At 41.7% G+C, this 25,194-nt stretch carries 22 protein-coding genes; 10 read left to right on the top strand and 12 right to left on the bottom strand.

What is annotated here, in order from left to right; all coding sequences use genetic code 11:
* Nucleotides 1–4: 4 nt before the first annotated feature.
* Both MED121_RS13395 and MED121_RS13400 read right to left on the bottom strand, forming a co-directional pair.
* Nucleotides 5–856: a carbohydrate ABC transporter permease gene (locus MED121_RS13395; RefSeq protein ID WP_009834249.1), complete on the bottom strand. Its 852-nt coding sequence runs from the start codon at nucleotides 854–856 to the stop codon at nucleotides 5–7.
* Entirely contained in the window at nucleotides 856–1,731 is an 876-nt protein-coding gene (locus tag MED121_RS13400; protein WP_009834250.1) for a sugar ABC transporter permease, read from the bottom strand. The genes MED121_RS13395 and MED121_RS13400 overlap by 1 nt, the downstream gene beginning before the upstream one ends.
* A gap of 280 nt (nucleotides 1,732–2,011) precedes the next feature.
* Here MED121_RS13400 and MED121_RS13405 point away from each other — a divergent pair, with 280 nt between their 5' ends.
* The 4 genes from MED121_RS13405 (at nucleotide 2,012) to MED121_RS13420 (ending at nucleotide 8,391) form a co-directional block, all read left to right on the top strand.
* Entirely contained in the window at nucleotides 2,012–2,794 is a 783-nt protein-coding gene (locus MED121_RS13405) for an IclR family transcriptional regulator (RefSeq protein WP_009834251.1), read from the top strand.
* A gap of 56 nt (nucleotides 2,795–2,850) precedes the next feature.
* Nucleotides 2,851–3,954, top strand: coding sequence for a sn-glycerol-3-phosphate ABC transporter ATP-binding protein UgpC (ugpC, locus tag MED121_RS13410; protein WP_009834252.1), 1,104 nt, complete (start codon nucleotides 2,851–2,853; stop codon nucleotides 3,952–3,954).
* A gap of 103 nt (nucleotides 3,955–4,057) precedes the next feature.
* Nucleotides 4,058–6,058, top strand: a complete 2,001-nt coding sequence (locus MED121_RS13415; protein ID WP_009834253.1) for a methyl-accepting chemotaxis protein — start codon at nucleotides 4,058–4,060, stop codon at nucleotides 6,056–6,058.
* Between the two features lie 194 nt (nucleotides 6,059–6,252).
* Nucleotides 6,253–8,391 carry an AAA family ATPase gene (locus tag MED121_RS13420; RefSeq protein WP_009834254.1) on the top strand — a complete coding sequence of 713 codons (2,139 nt, stop codon included), beginning with the start codon at nucleotides 6,253–6,255 and terminating at the stop codon, nucleotides 8,389–8,391.
* A gap of 626 nt (nucleotides 8,392–9,017) precedes the next feature.
* Here the strand turns inward: MED121_RS13420 and MED121_RS13430 are convergent.
* Entirely contained in the window at nucleotides 9,018–9,794 is a 777-nt protein-coding gene (locus MED121_RS13430) for a 4'-phosphopantetheinyl transferase superfamily protein (protein ID WP_050764586.1), read from the bottom strand.
* 192 nt (nucleotides 9,795–9,986) lie between these two features.
* Between MED121_RS13430 and MED121_RS13435 the strand changes: the two genes are divergently transcribed.
* The 4 genes from MED121_RS13435 (at nucleotide 9,987) to MED121_RS13450 (ending at nucleotide 12,776) form a co-directional block, all read left to right on the top strand.
* Nucleotides 9,987–10,238: a type II toxin-antitoxin system prevent-host-death family antitoxin gene (locus MED121_RS13435; RefSeq protein WP_009834257.1), complete on the top strand. Its 252-nt coding sequence runs from the start codon at nucleotides 9,987–9,989 to the stop codon at nucleotides 10,236–10,238.
* On the top strand, nucleotides 10,235–10,489 hold the full coding sequence (locus MED121_RS13440) for a Txe/YoeB family addiction module toxin (RefSeq protein WP_009834258.1): 255 nt from the start codon (nucleotides 10,235–10,237) through the stop codon (nucleotides 10,487–10,489). Before MED121_RS13435 ends, MED121_RS13440 begins: the two co-directional genes overlap by 4 nt.
* 91 nt (nucleotides 10,490–10,580) lie before the next feature.
* Nucleotides 10,581–11,885 (top strand): hypothetical protein, encoded by a 1,305-nt coding sequence (locus MED121_RS13445; protein ID WP_009834259.1) that lies wholly within the window; start codon nucleotides 10,581–10,583, stop codon nucleotides 11,883–11,885.
* 168 nt (nucleotides 11,886–12,053) lie between these two features.
* The gene (locus MED121_RS13450) at nucleotides 12,054–12,776 is read left to right on the top strand and encodes an AraC family transcriptional regulator (protein ID WP_009834260.1); all 723 of its coding nucleotides are present in this window, start codon (nucleotides 12,054–12,056) and stop codon (nucleotides 12,774–12,776) included.
* A gap of 24 nt (nucleotides 12,777–12,800) precedes the next feature.
* Here MED121_RS13450 and MED121_RS13455 read toward each other — a convergent pair whose 3' ends face one another.
* Entirely contained in the window at nucleotides 12,801–13,691 is an 891-nt protein-coding gene (locus MED121_RS13455) for a DMT family transporter (RefSeq protein ID WP_050764587.1), read from the bottom strand.
* Between the two features lie 281 nt (nucleotides 13,692–13,972).
* Between MED121_RS13455 and MED121_RS13460 the strand changes: the two genes are divergently transcribed.
* Nucleotides 13,973–14,215, top strand: coding sequence for a glutaredoxin domain-containing protein (locus MED121_RS13460; RefSeq protein ID WP_009834263.1), 243 nt, complete (start codon nucleotides 13,973–13,975; stop codon nucleotides 14,213–14,215).
* A gap of 92 nt (nucleotides 14,216–14,307) precedes the next feature.
* Here the strand turns inward: MED121_RS13460 and MED121_RS13465 are convergent, their stop codons facing one another.
* The 7 genes from MED121_RS13465 to ugpB form a co-directional block, all read right to left on the bottom strand.
* Complete coding sequence (locus MED121_RS13465) at nucleotides 14,308–15,111, bottom strand: HAD hydrolase family protein (RefSeq protein WP_009834264.1); 804 nt, start codon at nucleotides 15,109–15,111, stop codon at nucleotides 14,308–14,310.
* Nucleotides 15,112–15,118: 7 nt separating this feature from the next.
* Nucleotides 15,119–15,877 carry a DeoR/GlpR family DNA-binding transcription regulator gene (locus MED121_RS13470; protein ID WP_009834265.1) on the bottom strand — a complete coding sequence of 253 codons (759 nt, stop codon included), beginning with the start codon at nucleotides 15,875–15,877 and terminating at the stop codon, nucleotides 15,119–15,121.
* Nucleotides 15,877–16,608, bottom strand: coding sequence for a glycerophosphoryl diester phosphodiesterase (locus MED121_RS13475; protein ID WP_009834266.1), 732 nt, complete (start codon nucleotides 16,606–16,608; stop codon nucleotides 15,877–15,879). Before MED121_RS13475 ends, MED121_RS13470 begins: the two co-directional genes overlap by 1 nt.
* A gap of 30 nt (nucleotides 16,609–16,638) precedes the next feature.
* A complete protein-coding gene (ugpC, locus tag MED121_RS13480) occupies nucleotides 16,639–17,700 on the bottom strand; it encodes a sn-glycerol-3-phosphate ABC transporter ATP-binding protein UgpC (RefSeq protein WP_009834267.1) in 1,062 nt (353 codons plus the stop codon).
* A gap of 5 nt (nucleotides 17,701–17,705) precedes the next feature.
* A complete protein-coding gene (gene ugpE / locus MED121_RS13485; RefSeq protein ID WP_009834268.1) occupies nucleotides 17,706–18,554 on the bottom strand; it encodes a sn-glycerol-3-phosphate ABC transporter permease UgpE in 849 nt (282 codons plus the stop codon).
* Between the two features lie 64 nt (nucleotides 18,555–18,618).
* Entirely contained in the window at nucleotides 18,619–19,494 is an 876-nt protein-coding gene (gene ugpA / locus MED121_RS13490) for a sn-glycerol-3-phosphate ABC transporter permease UgpA (protein WP_009834269.1), read from the bottom strand.
* A gap of 110 nt (nucleotides 19,495–19,604) precedes the next feature.
* A complete protein-coding gene (gene ugpB, locus MED121_RS13495; RefSeq protein ID WP_036180483.1) occupies nucleotides 19,605–20,903 on the bottom strand; it encodes a sn-glycerol-3-phosphate ABC transporter substrate-binding protein UgpB in 1,299 nt (432 codons plus the stop codon).
* Between the two features lie 475 nt (nucleotides 20,904–21,378).
* Between ugpB and MED121_RS13500 the strand changes: the two genes are divergently transcribed.
* Complete coding sequence (locus tag MED121_RS13500; RefSeq protein ID WP_009834271.1) at nucleotides 21,379–22,995, top strand: Na/Pi cotransporter family protein; 1,617 nt, start codon at nucleotides 21,379–21,381, stop codon at nucleotides 22,993–22,995.
* A gap of 53 nt (nucleotides 22,996–23,048) precedes the next feature.
* Here the strand turns inward: MED121_RS13500 and MED121_RS13505 are convergent, their stop codons facing one another.
* Complete coding sequence (locus MED121_RS13505; RefSeq protein WP_009834272.1) at nucleotides 23,049–25,001, bottom strand: bifunctional diguanylate cyclase/phosphodiesterase; 1,953 nt, start codon at nucleotides 24,999–25,001, stop codon at nucleotides 23,049–23,051.
* Nucleotides 25,002–25,194 lie beyond the last annotated feature (193 nt).

Raw genomic sequence — 25,194 nt, forward strand, 5'->3', positions numbered from 1 at the left:
AGCATTAACCCTTAGTCGCGCCGAGTGTCAGGCCTGCGATAAAGTGTTTTTGCATAGCGAAGAAAAGAATAACAGGCGGTAATGCCGCGACTATTGAGCCTGCTGAAATCAGCTGCCAAGAGGCTAACCATTGTCCCATCAAGGCACTAATACCGGCGGTTACTGGTCGCACTTCATCACTCTGTACTAGCACTAACGCCCAGAAATAATCATTCCAAATAAAGGTAAAGATGAGCACAGACAAGGCGGCAATAGCAGGACGTACTAGCGGTAACACCACATGCCAGAAAATCTTCCATTCGCTCACCCCTTCCACACGCGCCGCTTCTATCAGTTCATCAGGTAAACCAACAATAAAGTTACGCATAAAGAGGGTACAAAAACCCGCTTGGAAAGCCACATGGAATAAGATCAAACCTGTTGCCGTATCGTACAGACCCATAGAGATAGTCAGGTCACGTACAGGAATCATCAGAATTTGAAAAGGTACAAAGTTACCGCCAATAAAGGTCGCGAACAAAAGCACATTGCCACGAAACTTAAACTTAGCTAAGGCATAACCCGCCAAGGTTGAGATAGCAACGGCACCAATAACGGCAGGCACAGTAATCATGATGGAGTTAAAAAGGTAGCGGGCCATGGGGGTTGAGGTGAAAACTTTAGTGTAGTTCTCAAGAATCATCCACTGCTCGGGAATGCCCCAGTAGTTACCCATATTAATATCAGCAACAGAGCGAGCTGATGTCATCATTACTGCAATTAAAGGTAACAGCCACAGAATAAGGGCAATCCAAATCGCTACGCGATAGCTGATATTGACCGATTTTGATAATTTTTCTATTGGAGTTGGAAACATTAGGCTTTCTCACTCTTCAGCATGCGCCATAGGAAGTAGGCAATATAAACATCCATAATTAGGAACAAGACAGTTGCAATAGCAGCACCGTAACCGACGCGATAATTGAAAATAGATTGCTCATACATGAAATAGGCAAGTACATTCGAGGTACCAAATGGTCCACCTGCCGTCATGGTTGCCACCAAGTCGAAACTACGCAAAGCACCAATCACAGTGACAACGATTGCGATAAAAGACGCGGGTTTTAACTGAGGCAAGATAACGTGCCAAAGCATTTTCCAACCGTGCGCGCCATCAAGACGAGCGGCTTCTAGCTGATCAGGGCTGAGGTTATTTAAGCCTGTGAGATAAAGAATCATGCAGTAAGCGATTTGCGGCCAAAGACCCGCTGCGATAATGCCGAAGGTTACCCAGTTCTCATCAGATAACACGGCAATAGGCTCAAAACCTAGACTCGTAAGGGCGATATTGAACAGGCCATAACTTGGGTCGTAGAACCAAGCGAAAACAAGACCAACAACCACTTGAGAGATAACAAAAGGGAAGAAAAAGAGGGATTTAACCAGTCGAATGCCTAAGACTTTCTGGTTCAAAAATAAGGCTACGGCAAGCCCCAAAGGCGGTGCTAACATGTAAAACACCATCCAATAGATGTTGTTTTTTAAAGCTAACCAGAACTGTTCATCTTCGAACAATTCAAAATAGTTATCTAAACCAACAAAGGTCTTATCACCCAAACCGTCCCATTCATAAAAGCTTAATAATACGCTTTGACTGATGGGCAAAATCACATAAACCACAAACATTATGAGTGCGGGTGCTAAAAATAGCACAGGCATCCATTGCTGCTGTCTGCTGTGGAGCTTCTGCATGAAGAAATCACCTCTTATTTTTATCATTATTTGATGCCATTAAAAGACGTCTGACATCACTTCAAATCAAATAATGGAACATAGTTTCAATTTTTGCAAGTTTTAAAATTCCCCCTACAACCTTGACATTCTAAAGTTTCGTGCAAATAATGGAATGGAGTTTCATTTTTTATAATTTACTAAAATATGTCACTTTTATTAATTCGGTTCGCTAGTCATATTCAGCACAAGAGTAGATACTAAGCACCACTTTCATAAACCTAAATTTAAGGAGAAAAGAATGGCTGAGAACGACGCTAAATCAGGCGGTTCATCACTTAGCAAGGCCCTTATGGTTTTAAAAGAAGTGTGTTGTGCTCAAGATCCAATGCGCTTTGCAGACCTAGTTGAACGCTCTGAATTACCCAAGGCAACGGCTCATCGCATACTCAATACCTTAGTTGATGAAGGCCTAGTTCGCCTTGAAGATCACTCTCAACTTTATCATCCAGGTTATGGCCTACTTGAGCTTGCCCATAAAGCCTGGTCTAGCATGGATATTCGTGATCTTGCTGCAGACCAAATGAAAGCCCTTTGGCAAGAAACCGGCGAAACCATTCACCTTGCGGTACTAGACAGAGGCGAAGTGATCTATATCGATAAGATGGAAAGCCAAAAAAGCCTACGCTTATTCTCGGCAGTTGGTAAAAAAGGCCCTGCTTATTGCACGGGTGTAGGCAAGGCCATGATTGCCTACCTTGCAGAAGAAGAGCTGGCTGATGCGATCAGCAAACAAAGCTTTATTAAACACACTGAAACCACTCTTGATACCGAAGAGAAACTCAGAAATGAATTAGAAAAGATTCGCCAAACTGGCGTGTCTCTCGATATGCAAGAACACGAAGAAGGCATCCAATGTGCGGCTTCTGTGATTTTTAATTATCGCAACGAACCGATTGCAGCGCTAAGTATCACAGCTCCTGTTTTTAGGGTAGATGATGAGCGTTTTGAATTATTTCAAAAACGCATAAAAGAAGCCTGCCAAGAAGTATCCAAACGTATGGGGGCCATGGCCTCCGCGTGATGTTGAGCTAAAGGCGTCACGCTTTAATCATGCAAACAATTAGGGTTTAACAGAAAATGGCAACCATAAAATTAAAAAATGTCATCAAGCGTTTTAATGAAGTTGAAACCATACACGGTGTTGATCTGGACTTACAAGACGGCGAATTTGTTGTTTTTGTTGGGCCTTCAGGCTGTGGTAAATCAACACTTTTAAGGCTTATTGCAGGACTTGAAGATATTACCGACGGAGACCTACTCATCGATGATATCAATATGAACCAAGTCGCTCCTGCAGATCGCGGTGTTGCCATGGTTTTCCAATCCTATGCCCTATACCCTCATATGACTGTTGAAGAAAATATGAGTTTTGGCCTTCGTATGAATGGTGCTGACCCTGCCCTAATAAAAGAAAGGGTGAGCCATGCTGCCAACATCTTGCAGCTAAACGCCATGCTAGACCGTAAACCGAAACAACTTTCGGGCGGTCAAAGACAAAGGGTGGCCATTGGTCGTGCCATTGTTCGTGAGCCAAAAGTTTTCTTGTTTGATGAGCCACTTTCTAACCTTGATGCTGAATTACGTGTCGACATGCGTATTCAAATTGCTAAGTTACACCAACAACTTAGCGCAACCATGGTCTATGTTACCCACGACCAAGTTGAAGCCATGACCCTGGCCGACAAAATTGTCGTGCTTAAAGATGGTAATGTTGAGCAAGTAGGCTCGCCTATGGCCCTTTACCACAACCCAGTGAATGAGTTTGTCGCAGGCTTTATTGGCTCACCTAAAATGAACTTCTTAGAAGCAAAAGTAAGCTCAGTCAATGCACAAGACCTCACAGTGAGTATTGGCGATCAAAACATTACCTTACCTGCTATCGCGAATACTTGTCGCGTAGGTGACAATGTTAAGGTCGGTGTCCGACCTGAACATCTCATTGCCCATGACGAAAACGCGTGCTTTAAAATTCAAGTTTCTGTCGATGTAGCAGAGCATCTAGGTGGTGTGAGCTTCCTATATGCCAGCTACCAAGGCAAAAGCTTAACCCTTGAAGTGTCAGGCAATAACTTGAGCCGCCACGGCGACCTAATAGATGTCGGTGCTCAACTCTCCCAGTGCTACTTATTCAATGAGAAAGGCCAATCTATTCTCGACAGGCCAGTGCCTAGTCGCAGTTAACTAAGAAGGCGTAATTCTCTGGATTGCGCCTTTTTTTATCCCTTATAACTCATATTCGTTAATCAACGTTTTTACTTCTAATTGTCGATAGGTAGGTCCTAAGATGAGAGTGACTGTTGTCCAAAAAACCATTATTGGCTTTGCTGCTTTATTAATACTCATGCTATCTCAAGCGCTTGCTGGCTTTATGAGCCAAGCCAGCCTCCTATCTCAACAGGCATTCCAAATCGATACATTAGTACCCATTAGTAACAATATTAATCAGTTGTCTAAACAGCTATTACAAGCAAATAAGCTCACTATGCAACACCTTTCTACGACAGAAGCTGAGCAAAGAGAGGCAATTCAAACCGAATTTGAGCAAATACAGACACATTTTGGGAGCACCAAATCTCAGCTAGAAAAGCAGCTTATTGATTACCCAGAACTGGCTCGACAACTTGCCCAAGCACTACCTGCCAGCGAGCAAACTTTCACTTTGGGCCTTGCTCTACAAACAGACAACAACCTTAAAAGCAGCCAAGGAGCAGCCCTAGTTAGCGCTTTAGAAAATTTCAAAGAAGAGTGGGAGTTTTATAATTCCGATGTGGAAGAGTTAACGCTAGATCTAAGCCCTGATGACGCGTTATCAGATCGTTATAGTTTCCAATTTATGGATCAAATCAATAAGGAATTTGTTGGTGATATTAATCTCTCTTTAGCCATTAAAGATCAATTCGAGCACGAACGTATTCTCGCCCTTCAAACAGATAGATATGCCGCCATGCTAAAAACCGTTGAAGAGCTTGGCAGCTTTGGCGGCATCATTTTAGACAGGATGCAGTTTTACATTGATTTTATGGCGTTAACATTAACTGCAGAAGAAGGTGTGTATGCCAAATTAGCCCCTGTTGTTGCTCAGCAAAACCGCAGCGTGAGTTTGCAAAAATCCTTAGCCGAAGAAGTAAACCTAGCTGACTCCCATTTTTCTAAATTAAGCCAAGCCATTTCAGCATTATCTCAACACACCTACGAATCCACCGTCAGCAGCAATCAGGAATACAGCCAGATACAAGCCGTGTTTCTCTTTATATCCTTTAGTGTTGCCCTCTTTATTGGTTACTCAACGGTTAACAGTATTAGACGCCCTTTATCCTTGATAATGAAAAACCTGTCTAAAATGACACAGGGTGATCTGACCACCAGCATTAGCTTAAATAAGGCCGATGAGTTTGGCCAAATTGCTAACCAGATTAACACCTTACGCAATAAGCTTATTGATATTATTCAACAGCTAGCCAATGTTTCAGAGCAAGTTGCAGGTGTGAGCCAACAGACCTGCTCAAGTAATGAGAAAACAGACAAACAAATTACCTATCAGCACCAAGAAACCAATGATATGAAAACCTCTATTGAGCAACTTCATAACAGTGCAACTCAGGTAGCGAGTCATACTCAGACCTCAAATCAAGAGGTGCAAAACCTCTATCAACTCGCCCAAGAAAACAGCCGCAGCATCAATCAGAATAAAGCTTCAGCCGATAAGATGGGGATTGAAATGGGCATTGCCAATCAATCCATTGATTCTCTCGTTAAAGAAATTGCAGGCATTGGTGCCATTGTTAGCAGCATCCAAGACATTACCTCACAAACAAACCTACTCGCTCTCAACGCATCAATCGAAGCAGCTCGAGCAGGAGAGCATGGTCGAGGCTTTGCGGTCGTCGCCGATGAAGTTAGAACACTGGCCAGTAGTACACAGAATGCGACCCATGATATTGAGAATATTGTTGAACAACTTAGACTCAGTGCCGACCAGGTACTTAAAGCCATGGCCACCAGCCAATCAGAAACAGAGTCCATGGTCAGCATTGCCGAACAAATTGATGCCTCTTATGGCGAGCTCAGCCAAGCGATTGACGCAGTAAATGAATCGAACCAATCCATTCGAGAAGCCGTACTGACTCAAAACACCCAAGTCGATTCTCTGAATGAGAACATTAGTCGCATAGTGACGGTAGCAGATGATATTGCCCAATCTTCTAAAACCAACAATCAACGTAGCCAAGACCTTGAAACACTTGCAGGAAAACAAAAGTCCTTGGTTAATGCCTTTAAGCTCTAAACATCTATAAACCACTCATAAAACGTACATCCACACCACTAACAAAATATTTATTGTCAAAAATTCCGTTTATTTTTTGACAATAAATATTTTGCCAACTAGCTTTATCTCATCTGTATTCCTTTTCAAGTTTGGCGTTGTAGCAAAACTTGAAAGCTGTATTGGGTACTCAAAGTCCAGATCAGGGATGAGGCATGTCATTATTAAATGAGCAAGATAAAGAGAAGACACTAGCCACACACAGACAGTCAAAAACCAGTCTTTATTCTTCTTTATTTTCAAGGATTTATAACAAGACACATGCTTATTTAACGAATTTAAGCACGCACAAGAAACAACAAAAAGTTGAACAAGAGCACCTGCTAATACGAGGAGAAAAAGGCTCAGGAAAGAGTCTATTAATTAAGCAGATCGCCAAACACTTAGCTGACAATCTTGATCAGGCACCAAACACAGAAGCCAAGAAGAAGCCTTCCCTCATCGTGAGGCTGAACGAGTATGAATATGGAATTCGCTCCATTAAAGACCTTTGTCTACGTATCCTCAGTAAATTAAAGACGGTACACGCTAAAGATTTACCCCAAGACTTTCACACCAGCGCAGACATTAGTTGGCCTAACTTAATTGAAGAAATTCAAAACGCTAACAGCCGGCTCATTCTCTTAATAGACAACCTAGATACCCTTTTAAAACAATTAGATAAATCTGACAATTTATTTTTTGTCAAAAACATTCTTACCGTAGAGCAACCCTATTATCGATTAATTGCCAGTTGCCAGAACGACAGCGTTTTAGCACAACCTTTCATTAGCTTTGATATTCCACCATTAGACAAAGCCTTAGCCTACAAGCTATTGATCAGTCTGCTGCACAAGGACATGTTGCAACACACCCTATTACAAAGTGACAAGCCTAATAGCCAAAGCCATCATGAAAAGAAAATACAAACAAGCGAATATATTTGCCTTAACTTCACAGCCCATAAATTAGAAGCCATCAGACGCTTCAGTCATGCCAACGCCCAGACATTAGAGTATTTTTACCAAGGTTTTCTAAATAATTCCGTACAAACCAGCTATCAGTATTTAGGTTATGTACTAGGTCGCTATCAAGCGCAATATGATTTTAAAATGCAGCACCTTTCCTCTCAGCAGCAACTCATTGTCCATACCCTAGGAAGTCACTGGCAAGCAATTAAAGTCGCTCAATTGACACAAGAGTGTGACCTAGCAAGTAAGACCATCTCAGCTCAACTTACCCAATTAGAAAAGCAGTCCTGGGTGGAGAAGGTCTCAAGTCAAAATAAAAATCACTTCTATCGTATTTCAGATAAACGCTTTCATATTAGTTATTTAACCCGCTTCTCTCTTCCTTCTACACAGACCTTGATTGCCCATAGTCTTAATACCTTGAGTTATTTCAGCTTAGGTATTCCCTTTATGGATGAGTACAAGGTCCAGCAAGAAGCCGCTAAAACACGCTCTCGTTTAGATTCTCTCGCCTATCAAGCCGCGTTAACAGCAAATGAAGATGTGAGCCATACTGAATTAGACGCCTTATTCCACCATGCATTTTTACACCAAGGTGAAGAAGAGGTTGATGGCCAAGCCTATTGTGAAAGTGCCAGTCAGTATTTTAAAACGCATCTTCCAGGAGAGCGCCTAAGCTTTCTGCTCACGGCAGCAAGTAGAGGCTACGAGCAAGCCTATTTAGGCTTATTAAGCCTATTTGATTTAGCCAATACTGAGCTAGAAGCAAACCTTGCTTATCGAATCAAGCTAGCGATTTGCCAACTGGCTCAAGCTAAGGGTTTTGACTTTGAAGATAAGCTAATTTCACTTTATTTAAGTCAGGCTAAAGAGCTCAAACTGGCTTATCAATTATCCATGCAACTGGTGATTATTCGCGGACAGAAGACGGAGCCCCTATTGTTATTACAAGCAAGCTTTGCTTCTTTAATCGCAGGACATGCACCAGAGTCACAATCCTTATTAAGAAGCTATCTAAACTACAGAGCCAAAAAAGAAATTAACGCGCCCCTTGTCATAGAAACAGAATGGGGGATAGAAGATGCATGGTTGATGGAGCTTTTGCTTGTTTTTATCGCCAATGGGAATTGGCAGTTTTTAGATCAGGCAATATTTTCTGATGAGGCAGATAATACTCATTTAAAAGCCCAGTTCTTACCCTTGTATCATACTTTTCTTGCTATCAAACCTCAGCTATCCAGCACTCAATTAGATGAAAAACTCGCTAGGCCAACAGAACTCTCTGAAGCCTTACCCCTTTTGATCAATGCCGTTCAAGAGGCTAGAGAATTATATTTAGACTAATTATTCGCAAGTAAAACAACGCTAGAGAAACTGCTATTAGGGTAAATAGCATTAAAGCTTAAGATTTAACGCATAAGAAGAAAGGGGAAAACACCAAGCTGCCATCAAAGAGCAGCACTTGCTAGGAAAGGTGGCGCGCACGCAGTAAGCCTGTCACCCTTCCTAGCCATTTTTTAAGACTGCTTGCTCAAGACCTTTAATCACACCAAAGCGACCTGTCACAAATTCCAATACGCTTTTAGGCGCTTCTAAACTAAAAATTGAATATCGCCACCTTCTAACACTCTCGTTTCGATAACCTAGGGAACCTGCGATTAAGTCACCTCTTCTCAGTCTTATCAGAAAAAGTATCACACAAGGCGTTACTTTGACGTAATGTAGGTACCTTTCGAGAAGTGACAACACAGGGTGTTACTTTTTCTGAAATGCCGTTTAGGTATTCTTCAAAGACCCGAAGGGCGTGGTCTAAAAGCCCTATCTTTACGTTGAAGAGCTTATCAATAGAATAACTATTAAATTGCGCTCCTCGCCATAAATCTAGCGGCTTTTATCCACACGCTGAGGCGGGAGGACTTATTCGCAGGTTCCCTAGACAACTTGGTTCAGCGTTTAAAAAGAAAGACTAATCAAGCAATAAAAGCCAATGTCAGCCAACTTGCTTGGGCTGGCTCGCTTGCTTTCTTATCTAGAGATAAAGGTAAAGAAGGTAATGCGAAGTATTTAACTTTTAATCGTTTTCCTGCTTGCCAGTCAGGACTTAAAGTAGAGACAAGGCGAAAACTCAAGCTTTGCTCAAGTGGGTCGAGCTCTATCAATTCGCAGGCGTCAAAACCAAAATACTCCCCAACACTTGGGAAAATCGCCTTAAAAATCGACTCCTTAGCCGAAAAAACCAAAGTGACAATAGTTTTATTGTCAAAAATCTCATTGCTTTTGTTGAGTCGGTTTTCAGCTTCTGACAAGATTTGCCCCGATAACTCTTGCGCCAAAGATTCACTCATTTCCTCTTCTATATCTAAGCCTATGCCAAGATAAGCGCCTTGGGCTTGAGTCAAGATAGCCATGGCAAAACGGTTAGAATGGGTAATCGCACCGATAATGCCTTCAGGCCAGATTGGCTCTCGACTTTCTCCTGTTCCCACCTCTTTATTTGCTAGCTTAATGGCATCCTTTTCTTCTATTTTTAGCAAGCTCTGTTGAGCACAATAACGCCCAGCTAAATACTCACATTGGCGCTTGAGCACGGCACCATCCGCTACTTTGAGCGCAATGCCTTGTTTTAGTAACTCACCTCTAAACTCATCAGAAACCTCAAGCGGCATCGCATAAGCAAACACATCTTGCGGTAAGACCGTCTTTAAAAACACATTAAGTTGAGAGGAGAGATGTGAAGAGTCGGGCAAAGCAAAATCCTTGTGATCATGAAGCATGATAAATAAAGAGAAACTGGGAATGATTCTCAAAAAACGAAAAAGGCATAATAACTAGGCTGATAGGCTCTGCCAACCGAAAACTAAACTAGACAGAGTCTCTGTTGATTTAATTTTAACCTTTACCTAAAATGATTGGTACAGAATTACGTACAGGATAAGATAATGGATGCTATGAGCTACACCGCTGCCCGAGCAAATCTAGCGAAAACAATGGAAAAAGTATGTGACGATCACTCACCTGTCATCATTACTCGTAAAAGTGAGCGTCCTGTTGTCATGATATCTTTGGAAGATTATGAAGCGATGCAAGAGACAACCTACCTATTGAGGTCTCCGGCGAATGCTAGATCTCTGTTAGAATCAATTGCTGAATTAGAGTCAGGAAATGGCACGGAAAGAGAGCTCATTGAATGAAGTTAACCTTCTCTACAGCCGCTTGGGAGCAATATTTCTATTGGCAAGCAACTGATAAAAAAATACTCAAGCGGATCAATACATTAATCAAAGATATTCAAAGACAACCTTATGAAGGCATAGGAAAGCCTGAGCCTCTAAAACACGGTCTGGCAGGGTATTGGTCTCGTCGAATCAATGATGAACATCGCATTGTTTACAAACAGCAAGATTACACAATCTTAATTGCCCAGCTTAGATACCACTACTAACCCTCCCTTATTTCTGGTTTTGCCCTTAAATCTCTTTTCCTCTAAACTCGCTAACTCATTGGTTTAATTATTTTTAAAAAAGAGTCTAAGGATGGATTTTGAAAAACATGCATTTGGTTTTGGCGTCACGACTGGCCTCTTTTTATCCTACCTCGATATCCAGCTCGCCCATTATTTACAAAGCCTCTTATGGCCAATATGGAGCCCAGAAATGAATGAAGCAGATTTAATAAACTTAGTTCAAGCTGTTGAGGCGTTGGCGGAGCCAAATTGGGCAGATAAAGCTTTAGTAGTATTTTCATTCATAGCCGCTGTTTCTGTAATTGCAGCCTTTTATTCAGCTTATATTGCACGCAAGGTATTTGATGAAAATAAAAAAATCAACTCTAACAAAATATCTACAGATCAAATCAACTCCTACTATGAACGTGCTTTCGTTGCTTTGAGAACTGATAACGAAATAACAGCAACAAATGATAATATGTCGTGGATAAACGCTGCTAAAAGGATACTTAAGGCCAAAGAAGTAGAAGTAAATTTAACTCATAAAGATTATATAGCGTTAGCCAGCGGCCACGAGTTAACTTGGCAGCAAGAATTCCGTAAATTGATTTGCAATCTAGATTGTAACTTCTTCTACCACTTAACTAGCTCTGCACATGATAAGGAGATTTTAAAATCCAAACTTCAAAGCAACTCCTATATCCCTCCAGATGCTATATCAATTCTGTATTTATTCGTTTATAAACCTCAATATCTTAGTAACTTTATCAAGAAAATAATTGAGGACTGTAATACCGCCGAAAGTACTTGGGATGCCTTTGGTATTAATGATTTTTATATCCCAGAAACATGGGACAGCGCTTTTGATAAAAATGGAGTTATCGATATTCGAAAGACAGGTGCTTACAAATATGTGAAATCAAGATTAACAATACCAATTGATCTCCACGAGCAAAAGGATACCGAGGGAATTGAAAATAAAGACTACCTAAGTTTCGAGACAAAGTTAACGCATGGTCTTAATAAAATGCGCTTCAAATTTACCAACTGGACCATGCAAAACCCTAAACCTGATAAAGAAGAGTTGGCTAATGAGCCTAGCTATCATTATTACCTTGTCATTGAACCCATTGACTTATTATTAATCCCAAATAACCAATATTATAAATTTTCATTTCAAGCCAGAATCGATGAAATTTTTGACAAATATTGGCGTATCAAGAGTGTCAATGATAAAGAAAATGCCGTCTCTCTCTTTATGGAGAAACCTAAAAACATAGAAGAAAGAGAAAAAGTAGAACAAAGCGATGAAGCGTTCACTGTCTATGTAAACCAATTCGAACTTTATGATAAAAATTTCGAAGTCATAGAAGCTCAATTTGAAAACAGCTAACCCAACTCCTCAATCGCTACACTCAACCGAAAACCACAGGCTTTGACATACTTCTGTAAAGTCTGTCAGCCTATATTAGACAAAATGATGTTTTCGCTTTACTCACTTATTGCCATTAAGGGCGTTTACCCACAAACTTGTGCGGCATTGTAAATCTAGGAGCACATTGTGTTAGGCAAGATAACCATACGCACCTATAACCCGCATTCTAGGGCTCATAGTCACGACTTTCATCAAATCCTGATACCGACACAAGGCTTTATCGATTTGAAGCTCGATGGCATTGAGAGTAAGGCGTCTTCAGGTCATTGTGTTGTGATTAAGGCGGGATGTTTTCATGAGTTTAAGGCCCATGAAGAGTTTCGCTTTATTGTGATTGATGTCAGCGAGATGCCACCTGAATTGATGCAACTAGAGACAAGCAGGGTGAGCTTGAATGAAGCGGCGATTCACTATATTCAGTTTATTGAAAAGCAGCTACAAAACCCACTTGAACCCGACTTTGAAAAGAGCTTAATTAAGCTTTTATTCGACCTCTTAATACAGCAGGATTTTAGGGAGAAAATAGATGAAAGAGTGCAGGCCTGCCTCAACTTTTTAGCACAAGATATTGCGAGACCCCATTCGATTGAAGAGCTTGCTAATATCGCTTGCTTGAGCCCCACCCAGTTTAAGCATGTCTTTAGTAAGAATATGAAAATGCCTCCCCTACAATATTTAGCTAAGCTTCGCATTGAGAAAGCAAAAACCCTGCTACAAAATACCGATTTGCCTATTAGCCAGATTGCTCAAGAAGTCGGCTTTGCTAACCAGTCTTCATTTACGCGTAGCTTTACCCAATCGTTAGGGCAAACACCCAAGCTTTATCGACAAAACACCAGTTTGGCATAACACCTCAACTTGTTTTACTTTGCTTTAACGAGCGCTTGTACGTCGATAAAACATAATGGAAATAGCCACGAGTATCATGCCGATAAAGGTGAGCTGGCCCAGTGTTTCGCCAAATATAAGATAATCAAACAAATAAGCTAGCATGGGAATACCATAAAAAAGGACACTCACCTGATGAGCACTTTCTTGTTGAACCATATACATTAATAGCAAAAGCGCTCCTATCGACACGACCAGCCCCATCCATAGCGCTGCCAGAATAAAGTCGCCACTCCAAGTAACTTGCCAGTCGTTCAACCCCATAATTAGACTAAAGATAATCAATGATAGGCTGTTTTGATACAGCATGGCTTGCACAGGGTTGAGTCTAATTTTTGCCTGCTGAATCGTCCCTAAGGTAATCGCAGTGACTGCGAAAATGGCAAACATAAAACCAGATAACGCTAATTCATTTAAGGCTTTAGACCCAGCTACCGCAAGCCCTAACCCAACAAAGCCCAACATCAATAAAGCCAATTTGGTAGCGGAGACTTTTTGACCCATAAAAAGCGGAGTAAGCAGGGGTTGTAATCCTAAAATTAAAGTCACCAACCCCGGAGAAATACCACTGCCAATGGCAAGGAAGTAAAAGGCTAGATAAAGCACCTGCACCATGAGGCCAACAAAGAGCAATACCTGCCAATCAAGCGCCCTAGGTTTTCTAAATTCAACCTGATAAACCCGTTTCATCAGCCAATACAAACATATTATTGCGACAAGTGAGATGGCTGATCGGACGGTTAAGAAACTCCATACTGAGGCATATTGTAAACCAACCTTTACCATAACAGCCCCACTGCTCCACATAAGTAAAAAAAGAAAAGGGGCTAAAAATGGCAATATAGATGGGCTTAACTTATCGGTTCTCAATGACATTTCTCTTCCCCTTTGCCAAATGGCTACAAATATGAGAAAGAAAATATAACGTTTTAATCTTTATTTTTTTGTTCTTGTCAGACGGTTTTTTGTGCTTGTTAGACGTTCTTTCACTTTGTATTTAAAGCTAATAGCAAAAAACTAACATTCAATTAGTTTTAATTAATTTCACCTAACAAGTCTCATTCCCTATTATGACTACATCGCTTAGGCACTGGCCAAATGCACTGCCAAGCACTCAAATTAAACATTAGTTTTTAGCAGATTAAGAGGAATAGATTATGTCTCGTTATACTATTTTTGGTCATGATAACTGTGGTTTTTGCCGTCGTGCTAAGCAACTTTTAGACGAGCAAGGTTTACCCTATCGTTATGTAAATATTCACGATGAAGGCATTACCCAAGATGCTCTATCCGCTCTCGTTGGTAAAGACGTACGCACTGTGCCACAGATATTTAAAGGTAAGGAGTATGTGGGTGGTTTTGATGATTTGAATGCGAGCTTAGACACAAAAGCCGCATAGAAGAGCAAGACCATTGAAATAGAAAGCAAAAAGCCCTTCGTTCCCCTTGCGATAGGGCTTTTTGTTTTTTTGAGTAGAATAGGTTTTAAAGGCTATTTTGCTAATAATTTGTTGGCAAGTTCTGCAAAGCCGTGACCACCTGGGCTTTGAGTGAGCCAATTGGGTTTATGTTGCATGCCTTTAAGGTGTTTTTCGATATTGGCAACCCCAATACTCAAAGGAAATTTTGCAAACATACTCTCATCATTGGGTGCATCGCCCACATAGATTACCTGTTGCAAAATTTGCTCATCACTCAAACCATATTGCTGCTTAAGCACGCGTTCAGCCATGGCAAATTTATCATAATCCCCATGCCAAATATTAATATGAATCGAGCTCGCTTTGGCTTGAATCCCCAAGGTCTTTAGCTTCTCTAGCAGGCTGTCTCTTAGTTCGGGCAAGGCTGGCACTTGATCTTGGGCATAATCTACCGCCACATCGGTTAAACGATAAGCTTGGTCTTGAGCAAGTTGCAAAGGCGCATACTCAGGCAATAGGTCCTGTACCTTCTGTAAAAGTTCGAGCTTCTTTGCCTGCATGTCATTGGCACTTGTCCAATAATGGTATTGCAGTTTGCCATTAGATTGTTTTTGTAAAAAACAGGCGCCACCTTCTGTAATCACACCAGAGACAGGCCATAAACGTGCCATCAGATCAGACCAGCCTGCACACCCTCCTGTTACAGGGATGACCACATAACCTGCAGCAAGTAAGTCACTCATCGCCTGATAGGTTGCGACAGGTAGGTTAGATTCCCAAGTCAGCGTATCATCCACATCGGTCAGAATATATTTTACACTCCCGTGCTGATTAGCCTTGAGTTGTTGCAGTTCTGGAATCTTGGTATCTGGCATGAATAATCTAATCTATCAGGTTTAGTTGTACATTATGTTGCTGTAAAAGCGCGCTTTGCTGCTCACTAAGAACATCAGTAAAGAATTGATTTATATGGCTAAAAGGGCTAACTCTCGCCATGGCTTTGCGTCCCCATTTGTGTTGGTCACAGACAAGGACACTGGTACGGCTTTGCTCGATAATGACACGACTTATGGCCGCTTCCTCTGGATCAAAATCCAGTACTCCCATGGTTTCGTCTAGGCCACCACAGCCAATAATGCCAAAATCAAAATAGTACTTTCTAAGCTGTTCTACTGCCCCTTCGCCCACAAGATCACGATGGGAGTGCCTAAGCTTACCTCCCGTCATTCGCACTTGAATTCCAGGAAAAGCACACAAAATACCCGCCACAGTTAAGTTATTCGTGAAGACTTGCAGGTCTTTATGATGCTCTAGGGCCTTAGCGACATATTCCACTGTGGTTCCGACACCTAAAATCAGCGAAGCACCGTCCGGTATTTGAGCTACCAATATTTCTGCGATTTTTTGCTTGGCACCGCCATTTAGGTATTGGCGATTATCAAAGGGTAGATTTTCCGCCGTAGACATCAAAGTAATGCCACCATGCTGGCGTCGAATTAAATGCAACTCAGCCAGATGATTCACATCTTTACGTATGGTTTGAGAAGAAACATCAAAACGCGTCACTAAGGTTTCAATCGATAAGTAATCAACCTGTTGTACCCAGTTGAGAATTTGATTTTGACGTTCACTTAAGCTCATTATTTTAATCCGCTATTAAAGAAAATACTTGGATCATCCGTAATAACTGCATCCATTCCCCAAGACCAATGATGGGTCACAAGTTCAGGGTCATTCGCGGTATAACAAAACAGTAAATAGCCTGCTTCTTTAACCGCTAACGCTGTCTCTTCTTTCAGTAATGTGTGATCACAGTTAAGACTAAAGGCTTGGATGTTAGCCAGTGTTTCGCGCCAGTTAGCTGGGATCTCTTCATACAACTGCCCCAATCTTAGCTCACTGTCTAAACTGCGTACGCGCACCAACACCGCTTCATTAAAACTTGAAATACAGAGCTTGGATTTATCTTGCCAATGTTCAGCCAAAGTCGCCATAACAGCGGGGACTATGCTGTCGATGTCTTCTTGCTCATATTTGATTTCAAGATTTAACGACAAACCTAGCGCTTGGATATGTTCTAAGGCTTCAACTAAAGTCGGAATCCTTTCATTCGCGAACGCTTCATCAAACCAAAGGCCAGTATCTAAGGATTTTAACTCAGCTAAGGTTTTTTCTTTGACTAAGCCCGTGCCGTTTGAACAACGATCCAAGGTGTCATCATGAAAGATAACAAGTCCATCGGCTGCCAAAGTCACATCTATCTCAACCCATTTGACGCCTGTTTTTGCCGCTGCAGTCATTGCCGCTAAGGTATTTTCAGGGGCAATTTTAGCAGCGCCCCTGTGTCCCATTACTTTTGTTTCAAATGTCATTACTATTTTCCTAAAACCACAAAGGCGAGACTAAAGCCTTTGTTGTGTATTGGCATCAAACAGGTGCCATTTATCCTGTGGTGCGTTTAACTCAATATTAGAATTAATTTCCGGTTGATGAGGGCCAGATAAACGTAAAACCACTTCTTCATTGACCCCTTCAATGGCGCCATATATTAGGGTTTCTGCGCCTAAAGATTCAACTGCTTTTACACGCATTTTGAAATCCCCTTCAGTTTCAGTCACTTCCAGATGCTCTGGGCGAATCCCCCACACCACTTGGCCTTCAAATGAATGATCACATTCAAGCATAATGGATTCGTTTTGGCCTAAAATGAGTTTATTTTGCTGTAGATGAGCACTAAATAAATTCATCGCGGGTGATCCAATAAAAGCAGCGACAAAAGGTGTTGCAGGTCGTTCATATAAATCTAGCGGTGAGCCAACTTGCTCCGCATGCCCCTGATTGAGCACCACCAGCCTATCCGCCAGCGTCATGGCTTCCACTTGATCATGGGTAACATACAAGGTCGTTGTTCCCAATTTGCGCTGTAATTGACGAATTTCCACTCGCATCTGAACCCTAAGTTTGGCGTCCAAATTAGACAAAGGCTCGTCAAACAAGAAGACTTGAGGATCTCGCACCATAGCACGTCCCATGGCCACCCTTTGTCTTTGACCGCCAGATAACTGCTTTGGCTTTCGATCCAATAAATGAGAAAGATCCAACATAGCCGCTACATCATTGACTTTTTGCTCTATAACCTCTTTATCGACGCCTCGGTTTTTAAGGCCATAACCCATATTGCCCGCTACGCTCATATGGGGATAAAGCGCATAACTTTGAAACACCATGGCGATGTCACGTTCAGCGGGTTCACGCTCGTTCATACGTGTGCCATTAATGCTTAACTCTCCGTCACTAATGGTTTCCAAGCCAGCCACCATACGTAATAAGGTCGACTTACCACAGCCAGAGGGGCCCACTAAAACAATAAACTCCCCATCCTTAATATCCAGGTCAATTGACGGAATTGCATGGAAGCCATTAGGGTATTTTTTACCTACTTTATTTAAAACTACTGCAGCCATGATATTTACTTCTCCGAATCAACTAGACCTTTAACAAATATTTTTTGCATGCCGATAACGACAGCAACTGGGGGCAACATGGCTAAAATTGTGGTGGCCATTATGCTATTCCATTCGATTGCCCCATCGGCAACCGACACCATACGTTTAATACTCATCACCAAGGTGTAATAAGCATCATCTGTGGTGATCAAAAGGGGCCACAAGTATTGATTCCAACCATAGATAAATAGGATGACAAATAAAGCCGCGATATTCGTTCGAGTGAGCGGTAATAAAATATCAAAGAAGAAGCGAATCGGACCGGCACCATCCATACGTGCCGCTTCCACCAACTCCCCAGGCATGGCCATAAACGCTTGCCTAAACAAGAAGGTCGCTGTCGCACTGGCAATTAATGGCAAAGCCAAACCCGTATATGAGTTAAGCAGGTTAAGCTTAGCCACGACTTCATAAGTTGGCAGAATACGCACTTCCACTGGCAACATGAGAGTCATAAAAATAAGCCAGAAACATAAAGACCTGAATGGAAAGCGAAAGAAAACAATGGCATAGGCTGAAATCAAAGAGATGACGATCTTGCCAAAGGCAATTCCCAGTGCCATCACAAGTGAGTTAAACATCATCTGCCATACCGGCACATCGACCCCATTACCTGCTGCGCTAAAGAGCACAGTTTGCCAAGTCTCAGTGGCATAATTACCAAACCATAGGGGCACACTGCCTTGCCCAAATGCTTCAGCGGGATGAGTAGAAGCAACTATCGCAACCCAAATAGGTAGGGCGACAGCGATAATCCCCAAAATAAGTACACTGTGGCTAATAAAGGTTAGCCAAGGGCGGTTTTCTATCATGCGACTCTCCAAGCGGTACTTACTCGGTTTTTCATTAGTACTGTTACCAATATTATACTTCTCATTAATACTGTACCTTACGTTCAATAAAACGGAATTGAACCACTGTCATCAAGCCAACTATCATCATCAAAATAACGGACTGAGCAGCCGAGCCACCTAGATCTAAGCCGACAAAACCATCTTCATAAACCTTATAAACCAATATCTTAGTGCTTTGTCCCGGGCCACCAGCTGTGGTGGCATCGATCACACCAAAGGTTTCGAAGAAGGCATATACAATATTCATCACTAATAAGAAGAAAGCAGTTGGAGATAACAAGGGAAAAACGATATCCCAGAAGCGTCTGACAGGGCCGGCGCCATCTATTGCCGCCGCCTCAATCAAAGAGCGCGGAATAGCCTGCAAACCCGCTAAGAAAAACAAGAAGTTATAACTTATTTGTTTCCAAGTAGCGGCGATCACGACCAAGATCATGGCATCACCCCCATTGACAAAGTGATCCCACTCGATGCCCATATATTCAAGCCACAGGGCAATCGGCCCTTGGGCTGGGTCAAACAGTATCCACCAAAGCACACCCGCTAATGCCGGCGCGACCGCATAAGGCCAAATCAACAGGGTCTGATACACCATTTGTCCGCGAATAATACGATCCGCCATGGTGGCCAAAACAAGCGCGATAGATAACCCACTCACCGCGACAGCCATACTAAAGACTAAGGTCACGCCAATAGAGTTGTAATAATAAGGGTCTTGTAGAAGCTCGATAAAGTTTTCTAAAGCGACAAATTCTCGGCTTAGACCAAACGCATCTTCTTGATAAAAAGCTTGTTCGATTGCTTGTCCTGCTGGCCATAAAAAGAAGATCAAGGTCACCAGAAGTTGTGGTGCGATCAAAAGCCAAGGCAAGGTTTTATGCGGGAAAGTTACCGTCATGAGTGTTCCAATATTTGAGTTAAAGCGACTAGCCACCCCACATATTTGAGGCGACTAGATGTAATAAAAAAGGCATTCAACCAGCTTATTCAAGAGGGTTGAATGGATTCCTATTTATTCGCTTTTTCAAACTTACTTAGCATCAGGTTGCCACGTTCAACCGCATTATCTAATGCAGATTGAGCATCAGCATCACCATTCCAAACAGACTCTAGGGCTTCATCGATCAGACCACGGATCTGGATAAAGTTACCTAGACGTAAACCTTTGGTGTTTTCTGTTGGTGTCCCTGTTGTCATCTGTTGCACCGCAATTTCTGTGCCTAGGTTTTTAGCGTAAAAGCCTTCACCTTTGGTCAAGTTATACGCCGCTGTTGTGATAGGTAGGTAACCACTGAATTGGTGCCAATCTGCCTGAACATCTGCAGATGAAAGGTAATTTAGGAAGGAAGCAACACCTTTATACTCTTCTGATTTATGGCCTTTAAGAACCCATAAAGAAGCACCACCTATGATGGTATTAGAAGGTTGTTTCACTTCGCCTGCCCAGTAAGGTAATTCAACAACGCCAAAGTCAAACTTGGCATTTTTCTTAATACCCGCATAGCCTGCTGAAGACTCGGTGTACATAGCACAATCTTGGCTGTAGAACTTAGCAGCACCATCGTTACGACGACCAGAGTAGCTAAAAATGCCGTTTTGTTGCCATTCACCCATCTTGCTCACGTGTTTCACTTGCAAGGGGCTGTTAAAAGCTAAACGTGTATCCATGCCACCAAAGCCGTTGGCTTGAGTTGCGAAAGGCTGGTTATGACGTGAGCTCATGTTTTCGAGATGCACCCAAGACTGCCATGCAGTGGTAAAGCCGCATTTAGCGCCAGACGCCAGTAGCTTCTCACCCACGCTTTGCATTTCTTCCCATGTTTTAGGTGGTGTCACTCCCGCCTTAGCCAACATGGATTTGTTGTAATACAAAACAGGTGTAGAGCTATTAAACGGCATAGATAGCATATTGCCATCATTGTCTGTGTAATAACCCGTTACTGCACTTAAATACTTAGAGCCATCAAAAGATTGCCCCGAATCACGCATTAATTTGTGCACAGGATAGATAGCACCCTCTGCCGCCATCATACTTGCTGTACCTACTTCAAAAACTTGCACTAGCTCAGGTTGCTGTTTCGCACGAAATGCAGCAATCGCTGAAGTCATGGTTTCAGAATAGTTTCCTTTGTATGTTGCTTTCACTTTAAAGGCATCTTGAGATGCGTTGTAGTCAGCAACAATTAAATTTACTTTTTCTCCAAGCGCACCACCCATGGCATGCCACCATTCAATTTCAGTCGCAGCAAAACCAGAACTAGCAATAGATGCACCTAAGATTAGGGCAGACAATTTACGTTTTTGCATAACAAGGCTCCTCGTATGAGCTTTTTTTTGTAATTCGAGGCGAAATTTAACAATCAAATATGACATTTCTATTTAACTGAGCAGGCATAAAATTGCTCAAAAATGGCGCATAATTTGATTCGGGCTTAAGTTTTACCTAACTTTTATTTCAAATGAAAGCCAAAATTCACTTTCGAATGAAAAAAACCACTTATTATTGTTTTTTTATACACAAAAACATCTATTTGAAACCCATTTTATTTTCGTTTGATTGAAAATTAATTTTACTTAACTGTCTAATTTTCGAAAATTTAACATTTCTGTAACATTTAAATTGATTTTCGTTCGAAAGAATGAAAACCTTAAAAAGCATAAATTTGAAACTGAATTATTTGATTTACCTTGTTTTTATTACAAAAACTTGGGGATTTTCGCCCTCACGACTTAAGATTAATGTGTGGTTACTCGGAGTGATTTTTACGACTGGAAAATTTAAATGAATGAACTGATACATCTGGCAGGCGCAATTGCTCTCCTTCTTTGGGCGATTCGCATGGTTAAAACAGGCTTCGAACGAGCCTATGGAAGACGCTTAGAAAACACCATTCGCGTGATGACACGCAATCGACCTCAAGCAATGATGTTAGGCCTTGTTTCGGCCGCCGCGTTACAGTCAGGAACAGCCGTTGTATTACTTGCTGCTGGCTTTGTTGCCACCAGCGCCTTAGGTATCATTCCCGCACTTTCTTTAGTTGTCGGAGCTGAAATTGGCTCCAGCCTGATGGCACTTATCCTAAGTTATGATTTGTCCTTGTTTTCACCTTTTCTACTACTGACAGGTTATGTTTTTTTCCAACGAGCCAAAAAGCGTAGCTTTAAATACTGGGGGCGAATTTGTATGGGGTTGGGCCTGCTGTTATTGGCCCTAAGCTTAATTTCTCAAGCAACCCAAGGGATGCGAAGCGGTAATGGCATGGACATACTACTCAGTATTTTAGGCCATGACGCGGCACTCACGCTTTTTCTACTGGCGCTTTTTACTTGGGTAGTCCATTCCAGTCTAGCGGTCATACTCATTGTCTCTTCGCTGGCAAGTTCGGGCGCGATTCCCTTAGAAATGTCCATTATGATGGTATTAGGTGCGAATGTTGGTGGTGCACTGCCCGCGCTTAGCTCTGGCTGGAGCTTAAATAAAAAGGGGCGTTTAATTATTCTGGGGAACCTGACAATTAGAGCAGGTGTAGTGGTTATCGGCCTAATTATCTATCTGCTAGAAATTAATCATCTTATATCCTTAACAGCCTTAAACCTTAATTCACCTATGATTTTTCACTTATTTATCAATGTGATAAATGCAATTATATTTTTAATTAGCCTTCCTTATCTGGCAAAATTTTTAGAACACACCTTCCCTGTACCCACTCCTAGCGTAAATACAAAATCTGTAGGAGCTGTTTACCTTTCACCGGATGACATTAGCCATCCAGTAAGGGCCATGGCTAATGTTCGAAATGAAACACTGCGTATTGCCGATATTGCCTTTCAAATGCTAGAAGGCATACCAGATGCATTTAATAACCCTAAGAACATAGCAAGAATTAAAAATCTGGATGACGATATCGATCATATCCACCGAGAAGTCACCTACTACCTCTCTTCCATTGAGAACTTAAAAACCACCAAAGAAGCGCAAAATAACTGGCAAGACGCGTTTAACTTTGCCACTAACCTTGAGCATGTAGGCGATATAGTCGATTCCAGTTTAATGGTATTAGCAAGGAAGAAGCACAAGGCCGACATAGCCTTTTCTGATAATGGTCAGCAAGAGCTGGAAACCTTATTTGAGGAGTTGTTTGAAATTTTCCGCCTCTCTCAGGCCGTTTATGTATCGCAAAACCCGGGGCTGGCAAATGAGTTAGTGGATGCTAAACATGTGTACCGAAATAAAATTATTTTATGTCGTGAGCAACACACTCAGCGCTTACGGGAGCAGGTATCAGCTAGTTTAGAGTCGTCTCAGATTCATGTGGATATTTTGCGAGATTTACAGCGTATTTGCTCATTATTAGTGGCAACAGCCTACCCTATTATCAAGCGAGATGGCTTTCAATAGGGTAGTCGTTGTTTTCAATATCGACTTGAAACAAGTCTATTAAAAAGGGAAGCCTAGCGGATTTCAATCACAGTCGGCTCAATAGGTTTACTCTTGAAGAACATGAGAGATTGAGGCCTTGAGAACCAATAACCCTGATGTAAATTAATACCCAGAGATTGCACTATCTCTTTTTGCTCTTGGGTTTCAACCCCTTCTACTAGCGTCTTTTTACCTAATGAAGAAATCAGGCGATGGATATAGTCGATGGTTCGCTTGTCCTTGCTTACCTGCTCTACAAAAGACTTATCTATCTTGACCACATCCGCTGGTATTTTATGCAAGTAAGCCAAGGAAGAGTAACCCGTACCAAAATCATCAATACTGATACCCACCCCTAATTTATGCAGTTGATGAAGGTTGCTGTCTTCATCATCTATTCCATCTAGTAAGGTGGTTTCGGTCAGCTCTAGGATCACATCTTGCGGTACAAGACCTGCCTGGATAATCTTTTCCTCTAGACTATTCACAAAATCAACCTGAGCCAAATGTAATCCTGAGATGTTGATAGACATGCGTACTGTCTGGTCAGCCCCTTCACGGAACTCTTTTAGATCTTGCAGCGCTTGTCTGATTACCCAGTTTTCAATGCTATGAATCAAGCCTGTCGACTCCGCAATACGAATTGTCTCATCAGCAGAAATATAGCCCAAGGATTCACACTGCCACCTGATTAAGGCTTCATAAGAATCAATGCTATTCGTTTCAACATTATAAATAGGTTGATAATGTAGACTCAGTTCGCGGTTTTTAATGGCTTGAGCGAGGTTTTGCGCCAAAATACCCAGACGTTTATTCTCTTTCTCCATGCCTGGACGATAATAAACTGTACGTCGTTTACCCGTACGTTTTGCAATGTACATGGCCGCATCGGCGCAACTGATTATTTCTTGTGTATTGGTGCCATCTTTTGGATAAGATGCATAACCAATACTGGCTGAAACATCCATAGGTACCCCAAAGTCACCGTAAAAGGTGTGAGATACGGCATTGAGTAGTTTTTCACTCAACACATCCATAGGTAATGGCAGATCATCCAAACCACAGGTCCAGATAAATTCATCACCACCAAAACGACAAGCATAACCTTTTGAGAAAAGAGTCGCTGATAGTCTTGCAGATACGGACTTTAGCACTTGATCACCGCAACCATGACCAAAAGAGTCATTGATCATTTTAAAACCATCAAGGTCTAGGTAGAAGATGACGAATGGCTTTTTCTTATCGCGATAACTTTGTAAACGATCAAATAAACCACGGCGATTTAATAAGCCGGTTAACAGATCAGTATGGGAATCTTTTTCCAACGCGCGCTCTTGCAACTTGCGATGATGGATATTGTATTGATGAATCAGGATTTTTTTATCATTGTCCTGAGAAGAAAGTGTGGCTTCTAAGTGATACCAGACTTCTAACCCTTGGCGTCGACATAAAACATCCCCTTTAAAAGAGCCTTTACTATTAAGTTCAGCGTAAATCTGAGTCAACTTGCTATTTAAGACTATGAGTTCATCTAAACCAATATCATCAGTGCCAATGTCTTCTTTAAAAGGCGGATTGCCACTAATAAATGTGCCATCGACATTATAACTCGACATCATCACGGTCGAACCTACTAGCTCCATATCGGGAATTAAGTCCAAAGTCAGTGCCTCACATAACATTGCCATGCGCCCGTCTTCGAGTTTGTAACCACTCATAATTAATAAGGCTTTTTTGACAATATCCTTAGGGGTAAAGGTCCAAAACTCACCACGAGTTTCACCTTTTTTAAAGGCCTGTTGATAATCTAATAAACTAGAACGTACAGCATCAGAAGACCCTTTTTTAAAGTCACGCGTTTGCAGCTCTTTAAGGCTATCCGCTTCCCAAAGATCTAATGCTTTATCATTTGCCCAAGAAATACAGAAATTATCAATGTCGTATATCCATACGGCTGTTTTGAGCTTTACTAAAGGGTTTTTCATAACAGGCTAAATTTTTATTGTTTGTGTTGAATCCATTTCACTTAATCATAGTAACAAGAGTGCAAAAAACTGAACACCGAATAATGGGAAATTCACATAAATCCACAATTGTGAAACAAATGTTTTATGCCATGCCTTGTCACATCCCATTTTTTAATGATAATGAGCCATCACCTCTTTAAATTAGGACGTT

The sequence above is a fragment of the Marinomonas sp. MED121 genome (genome assembly GCF_000153025.1).
GTDB lineage: Bacteria > Pseudomonadota > Gammaproteobacteria > Pseudomonadales > Marinomonadaceae > Marinomonas.

Bases quoted from the DNA above. Each gene is read 5' to 3' on its own strand.
- MED121_RS13395 (WP_009834249.1), bottom strand. From the start codon at position 856: ATGTTTCCAACTCCAATAGAAAAATTATCAAAATCGGTCAATATCAGC.
- MED121_RS13400 (WP_009834250.1), bottom strand. From the start codon at position 1,731: ATGCAGAAGCTCCACAGCAGACAGCAGCAATGGATGCCTGTGCTATTT.
- MED121_RS13405 (WP_009834251.1), top strand. From the start codon at position 2,012: ATGGCTGAGAACGACGCTAAATCAGGCGGTTCATCACTTAGCAAGGCC.
- ugpC (WP_009834252.1), top strand. From the start codon at position 2,851: ATGGCAACCATAAAATTAAAAAATGTCATCAAGCGTTTTAATGAAGTT.
- MED121_RS13415 (WP_009834253.1), top strand. From the start codon at position 4,058: ATGAGAGTGACTGTTGTCCAAAAAACCATTATTGGCTTTGCTGCTTTA.
- MED121_RS13420 (WP_009834254.1), top strand. From the start codon at position 6,253: ATGTCATTATTAAATGAGCAAGATAAAGAGAAGACACTAGCCACACAC.
- MED121_RS13435 (WP_009834257.1), top strand. From the start codon at position 9,987: ATGGATGCTATGAGCTACACCGCTGCCCGAGCAAATCTAGCGAAAACA.
- MED121_RS13440 (WP_009834258.1), top strand. From the start codon at position 10,235: ATGAAGTTAACCTTCTCTACAGCCGCTTGGGAGCAATATTTCTATTGG.
- MED121_RS13445 (WP_009834259.1), top strand. From the start codon at position 10,581: ATGGATTTTGAAAAACATGCATTTGGTTTTGGCGTCACGACTGGCCTC.
- MED121_RS13455 (WP_050764587.1), bottom strand. From the start codon at position 13,691: ATGTCATTGAGAACCGATAAGTTAAGCCCATCTATATTGCCATTTTTA.
- MED121_RS13460 (WP_009834263.1), top strand. From the start codon at position 13,973: ATGTCTCGTTATACTATTTTTGGTCATGATAACTGTGGTTTTTGCCGT.
- MED121_RS13465 (WP_009834264.1), bottom strand. From the start codon at position 15,111: ATGCCAGATACCAAGATTCCAGAACTGCAACAACTCAAGGCTAATCAG.
- MED121_RS13470 (WP_009834265.1), bottom strand. From the start codon at position 15,877: ATGAGCTTAAGTGAACGTCAAAATCAAATTCTCAACTGGGTACAACAG.
- MED121_RS13475 (WP_009834266.1), bottom strand. From the start codon at position 16,608: ATGACATTTGAAACAAAAGTAATGGGACACAGGGGCGCTGCTAAAATT.
- ugpC (WP_009834267.1), bottom strand. From the start codon at position 17,700: ATGGCTGCAGTAGTTTTAAATAAAGTAGGTAAAAAATACCCTAATGGC.
- ugpE (WP_009834268.1), bottom strand. From the start codon at position 18,554: ATGATAGAAAACCGCCCTTGGCTAACCTTTATTAGCCACAGTGTACTT.
- ugpA (WP_009834269.1), bottom strand. From the start codon at position 19,494: ATGACGGTAACTTTCCCGCATAAAACCTTGCCTTGGCTTTTGATCGCA.
- ugpB (WP_036180483.1), bottom strand. From the start codon at position 20,903: ATGCAAAAACGTAAATTGTCTGCCCTAATCTTAGGTGCATCTATTGCT.
- MED121_RS13500 (WP_009834271.1), top strand. From the start codon at position 21,379: ATGAATGAACTGATACATCTGGCAGGCGCAATTGCTCTCCTTCTTTGG.
- MED121_RS13505 (WP_009834272.1), bottom strand. From the start codon at position 25,001: ATGAAAAACCCTTTAGTAAAGCTCAAAACAGCCGTATGGATATACGAC.